At 62.0% G+C, this 4,320-nt stretch carries 10 protein-coding genes; 6 read left to right on the forward strand and 4 right to left on the reverse strand.

All coding sequences use genetic code 11. The annotated features are described in order from the left end of the window. Positions 1-39: 39 nt before the first annotated feature. Entirely contained in the window at positions 40-366 is a 327-nt protein-coding gene (locus JHD07_RS24070) for a hypothetical protein (protein WP_291626584.1), read from the reverse strand. Positions 367-733: 367 nt separating this feature from the next. Between JHD07_RS24070 and JHD07_RS24075 the strand changes: the two genes are divergently transcribed. From JHD07_RS24075 to JHD07_RS24085, 3 genes are all read left to right on the forward strand, one after another. Then, positions 734-1,000, forward strand: coding sequence for a hypothetical protein (locus JHD07_RS24075; protein ID WP_291626586.1), 267 nt, complete (start codon positions 734-736; stop codon positions 998-1,000). Beyond that, positions 993-1,289, forward strand: coding sequence for a hypothetical protein (locus JHD07_RS24080; RefSeq protein ID WP_291626588.1), 297 nt, complete (start codon positions 993-995; stop codon positions 1,287-1,289). Before JHD07_RS24075 ends, JHD07_RS24080 begins: the two co-directional genes overlap by 8 nt. A gap of 121 nt (positions 1,290-1,410) precedes the next feature. Further along, on the forward strand, positions 1,411-1,689 hold the full coding sequence (locus JHD07_RS24085; protein WP_291626590.1) for a DUF1488 domain-containing protein: 279 nt from the start codon (positions 1,411-1,413) through the stop codon (positions 1,687-1,689). A 16-nt stretch (positions 1,690-1,705) separates the two neighbouring features. Here JHD07_RS24085 and rpsU read toward each other — a convergent pair whose 3' ends face one another. Continuing rightward, positions 1,706-1,981, reverse strand: a complete 276-nt coding sequence (rpsU, locus tag JHD07_RS24090; protein WP_028181639.1) for a 30S ribosomal protein S21 — start codon at positions 1,979-1,981, stop codon at positions 1,706-1,708. Positions 1,982-2,420: 439 nt separating this feature from the next. Between rpsU and JHD07_RS24095 the strand changes: the two genes are divergently transcribed. From JHD07_RS24095 to JHD07_RS24105, 3 genes are all read left to right on the forward strand, one after another. Continuing rightward, positions 2,421-2,630: a cold-shock protein gene (locus tag JHD07_RS24095; RefSeq protein ID WP_291626594.1), complete on the forward strand. Its 210-nt coding sequence runs from the start codon at positions 2,421-2,423 to the stop codon at positions 2,628-2,630. Between the two features lie 97 nt (positions 2,631-2,727). Then, complete coding sequence (locus tag JHD07_RS24100) at positions 2,728-2,970, forward strand: transcriptional regulator (protein WP_291626595.1); 243 nt, start codon at positions 2,728-2,730, stop codon at positions 2,968-2,970. A 52-nt stretch (positions 2,971-3,022) separates the two neighbouring features. After that, the gene (locus JHD07_RS24105; protein WP_291626597.1) at positions 3,023-3,244 is read left to right on the forward strand and encodes a hypothetical protein; all 222 of its coding nucleotides are present in this window, start codon (positions 3,023-3,025) and stop codon (positions 3,242-3,244) included. Between the two features lie 272 nt (positions 3,245-3,516). Here the strand turns inward: JHD07_RS24105 and JHD07_RS24115 are convergent, their stop codons facing one another. After that, positions 3,517-3,918 (reverse strand): hypothetical protein, encoded by a 402-nt coding sequence (locus JHD07_RS24115; protein WP_291626601.1) that lies wholly within the window; start codon positions 3,916-3,918, stop codon positions 3,517-3,519. Between the two features lie 59 nt (positions 3,919-3,977). Continuing rightward, the coding region (locus JHD07_RS24120; RefSeq protein ID WP_291626603.1) for an EAL domain-containing protein at positions 3,978-4,320 on the reverse strand (343 nt) is incomplete at its 5' end.

The raw sequence follows: 4,320 nt of genomic DNA on the forward strand, positions 1-4,320 counted from the left end.
ACGCTCGCGCGCTCAAGCCGCCGGTGGCTGCAGCTCTCGCTACTTCTTCTTCGCGGGTCCGAAATCCGGTTGCCAGGCGGCGTCCTTGCGGGACGGCGCCGCGGCGATCACCTTGGTCTTCTCCTTCTTCGGCTTCTTGGTTTCGCGGTTGCCGCGTTGCTGGCCCTTTGCCATGTCGCTCTCCCTTGCTGGTTTGAGTTCGTCGAATTCATCGGGCTGCAGAACACGGCCACGCGGGGTGCAGACCCTGACGTCCATGTAGCCCTCGCGCAGCAGCTTTTTAGCCAGACGCAGCGCCACCGTCGCAGTTCCACGGCCGAGATTGGAGCTGCCGTATTCGTTGGTGCCGCTGACCAGATACGGCACGCGTATCGTCCTAGCCATTGAGGACCGCAGCGGCGCAGACGAGCAGAAGAAGAAACAACGGAACGATCACGGGCGGCACGATCCATTCCGAGATGCGAACACGCGACATCGAACGCTCCTGCGAAGCCTTCGGCGGGAGCACACGTGACCCTCAGTCACCGGTCGATACCGTTGAGACGTGCGGTGATGCGAATGACCCTACGCCCGCGCCGGGCCAATGGCGAGCGCCAAATGCCGTGCAGAAGGTCGCCGCCGCGGTATTATCGTTTCCGGCATCAGACGATATCGCTGGCTATTGCGCTGCCAAAGGCGCATGCTCGCAGCAGTCGGCACCGGTTGGGGCTTCACTTGCGAAAGGCACGCGTGCATGACCACCCGATCGCGGCGAGAGACCGTCGTCTTCAGGCATCCGTTCCGTATCCGCGGCATCGAGCGCATCTTGCCGGCGGGCGCCTATGAGGTGGTCACGGACGAGGAATCTATCGACGGCTTGACCTTCGCCGCCTATCGCCGGATTGCCACGATGATCACGGTGCCCGCCGAGAATGCGCGCGGCACCATGGAGAGACTGTCGATCGGCTCTGTCGATCTTGCGAATGCGCAAGCTGCGGACGCGAGTATCGCCAATGACTGACCATCCGGTCGATCTCGACAAGCGCCGTGGCATGGCCGCGCAGAAGGCCACCGACCTGCGCCGAGCGCTGGCCGAGGTCGAGGCCCATGTCCGGGAGCTGCGCGAGCGCGAGGCCGATCTCGAACACCGCATGATGACGGTGCCTGCGGCTTCCTGGCCGGAGGCCGCCGTGAAGGCACGGCATCTCCTCAACCTCTATGCTGCGAGCCTGCCCGCGGAGGACACGCGCCACCGCGCGCTCGTGTCGGCGCTGTTCGACGATTTCGCCCGGCTGGCTGGAGAGGGCTGAGGCGACCGACACCCGCTGGATGCTCGATACGAATGCTGGGCGCCAGCCGCAACAGGCGAGGTCCGGGTCAACGATTGCACGGCGAGCTTCGCCGAGCTGCAAACACGCAACGGAGTGTGCCATGACACTGACGAGCGGCCGCTTTATCGATCACGAATACGACCGGATGATCGTCCGGTTCTCGATGCATGACGGTGCAAGGGAGATTCCTTGCGCGATATCGACCTCCGCAATGGACGATCTCGAGCGAGGCCCCCAGGTGAAGCCCGAGCAGCGGGAAGCCCAATTCACTCGTCTCCGCGATCGCATCGAAGCATGCGCCGCGAACAAGTATCGCGCCACGGAGTTCGAAGGCACGCCGCCAGGCATCGTGCTCAGAGGAATCGATTTCAGGCCATAAGCAACGAAGATGGTCGCTATTCCGGCCTCGCCTTGATTTCCGGCAGCGGCGCCTTGCGCTCGAACGGCTTCTTCTTCGGCGGCGCGGGCAGCAGTCCCTCCCTGATCGCCTGCTTTCGGGCCAGCTTGCGGGCGCGGCGAATGGCCTCGGATTTCTCGCGGGTCTTCCGCTCGGACGGCTTCTCGTAAGACCGGCGCTGCTTCATTTCACGGAAGACGCCCTCGCGCTGCATCTTCTTCTTGAGAACACGGAGTGCCTGCTCAACATTGTTGTCTCTGACGAGTACGTGCAAATGATCCTCCTAGCTGGGGCTGCGCATGCGACACGTCCTGCAGGGCAGCCAATTGCGCAGGAGCTTTCATTGCGATTGTTGAGGATCATGGCGGCGACATTCGTCGCGGCCTCCGACGAGCCGATCTGCCTGTCACGGCGAGCAGCTTGGTGACCTTGACGTGACCACCGTCGCGCCGCGCTGTCAATCGATAACGACCGGCTTGCATGTCGAGGGACACACGCAAGGCGGCGCGATCGGGAACGGCAGATCGCTACGTCAAAACAAACCGGCTTCACTTCTTGCAAAACCGTGAAAGTCGTGTATATTGAAGCTGTTCGATTAGCCGCTGTGCCTTGTTGAATGCGCCCGCGGGCTCCTTTTCCAAAGACATCGACGAAGTTGAAGGTAACCGCGCGAGCGTCGTGCGGGATGCGCTTGCGCGCTTTGGAGAAGAAAAATGACGACAGGTACCGTTAAGTGGTTCAATGGTCAAAAGGGTTTCGGCTTCATTCAGCCGACCGACGGCGGCAACGATGTGTTCGTTCACATCAGCGCCGTTGAAAGGGCCGGTCTTGCCGGTCTCGGCGAGGGCCAAAAGGTCAGCTTCGAGATCAAGACGGACAAGATGCGAGGCAAAGTCAGCGCCGAGAACCTCGCGCTGGCTTGATATCGTGGCGCCGTTTCACGGATGTACTGAAACGGTCGTTCTGCCCGCTCAATCCTTGGATTGAGCGGGTGTAGTCATTTGCGGAGCCGGGTGAGCGATGAGCACCAAGCGATCGGCTGAGCCGTCACCCGAGAGTATCGCGCGTTCCGATCGCAGGCGTCTGGCCGCCGAAGAAGGCGCAAGGGCCTTAGCAGACGTCGAAAAGCAGGGCGTCGAGGTTCGCAAGAACATGGCGCGGCTCCGGGAGGCGCGCGAGGCGAAGGAAGCGGCCGATGAAGCTCTTCGGTTGACCTTGCCTGCGCCGACACTCAAGAAACGTTCAAGGAAGCCGCCGCGATAGTCGCCTTCGACGCAGTTGGCGAGGCTCTGACGTTCCGATCACATGCCGGAGAGTGCCGATCGTGCCGCGAATCAAGCCAGACCACGGAACCATCACTTTCTTTCTCGCGTCCGGCGCAAATCGGCAGTTGTGCCGGCTTGCCACGGAATTCGACACACAGAAGCAGGCCTTCAGCTATCTGCGGAAGCATCGAACCGAGTTCGAGCGCATAGCGCGGGCACGCATGGCCTCGGGAGAGTTCGAGGACGGCATCGTCGTGCTTTCGATGCTCTAGTCTGAACATGCGAGCATTATGGCTCTAACGCGTCCTTTCGGACTGGCCTTGTTGTTCCGCCTCTCTCGCCAGCCGTTCAGCCTTCAGCCGCTCCCGATTTGCCTGGAAAGCCTGGTCCGCCTTCTCATAATCAGTCGCGGGCTTGGTTGGGCTCTGTTTGAAGAAGCTGTTCGCCTCGGTCTCTGCACGCGATTGAGACTGCCGTTTCATTGCTGGTACTCCATATCTCCGGTAATTTCAGGCCCGGCGGTGTCGGCGCGTTGGTGCTCGACCTATTCTGTGATTGGCTTGTTGCGCTTCGACCGATCAAATCGTACCTCGTCGAACTCCTTGGGTCCATCGAGCAATTCCCGCTTGCGGGTTGCCCTGCCCTGCGCCGTGGCTGCCGCGTCCTCCATGTCATCGATCGCATCGGCGGCCATTTTGCGAGCGCGCCTTTTCTGACGATCCGGATCGGCGTGCAACGAAAGCCCCAGTTCCACCAATCGGCCTATCGCCTCGGACAGGCTGGGCTCGTCGCTTTGACGAGCGATCCATACCGTGATCGCCTTGAGCTGCTGTTGCGAAGGTCGAAAGCCTGCCGCTCGGGCGGTTGCTGTGCTTTCCGGTTTTTTCATCAGGCCAATGCAGTTTGAAAGCGCGGCATGACGCGATACCCGTCCAGCGGCGGTCAAAGACCAAATCGCCGGACGCAGATCCGTTCCAATCGGCCAGGGAATATCGCTCGAGGTAGCTACGCCGACCGCTTCACCGCCTCGCGTCCCGATTCCGCAACATCGAGCCGTCCCAGCATCGTCCTCGCCCGCTCGGCGCAATGCTCGATCAGCCAGCGCTCGAAGGCGACCGGCGGTAGCGCGGGGGCGTAGAGGAAGCCCTGGACAACGTCACAGCCGATCCCGGCCAGCGTCTTGCGCTGGCCCTCGGTCTCGACGCCCTCGGCAACGACGGTCATGCCGAGGCCCTGGCCGACGCGGACCACGGCGGTGGCAATCGCGAGCGCTCCGGCGTCACGCTCGATGTCGCGCATGAAACTGCGGTCGATCTTCAATTCGCGAATCGGAAGATGCGCAAGCCGG

The sequence above is a fragment of the Bradyrhizobium sp. genome (assembly GCF_016462955.1).
Lineage (GTDB): Bacteria > Pseudomonadota > Alphaproteobacteria > Rhizobiales > Xanthobacteraceae > Bradyrhizobium.

Coding starts and splice junctions, on each gene's coding strand:
- JHD07_RS24075 (WP_291626586.1), top strand. CDS start 734: ATGACCACCCGATCGCGGCGAGAGACCGTCGTCTTCAGGCATCCGTTC.
- JHD07_RS24100 (WP_291626595.1), top strand. CDS start 2,728: ATGAGCACCAAGCGATCGGCTGAGCCGTCACCCGAGAGTATCGCGCGT.
- JHD07_RS24085 (WP_291626590.1), top strand. CDS start 1,411: ATGACACTGACGAGCGGCCGCTTTATCGATCACGAATACGACCGGATG.
- JHD07_RS24080 (WP_291626588.1), top strand. CDS start 993: ATGACTGACCATCCGGTCGATCTCGACAAGCGCCGTGGCATGGCCGCG.
- JHD07_RS24095 (WP_291626594.1), top strand. CDS start 2,421: ATGACGACAGGTACCGTTAAGTGGTTCAATGGTCAAAAGGGTTTCGGC.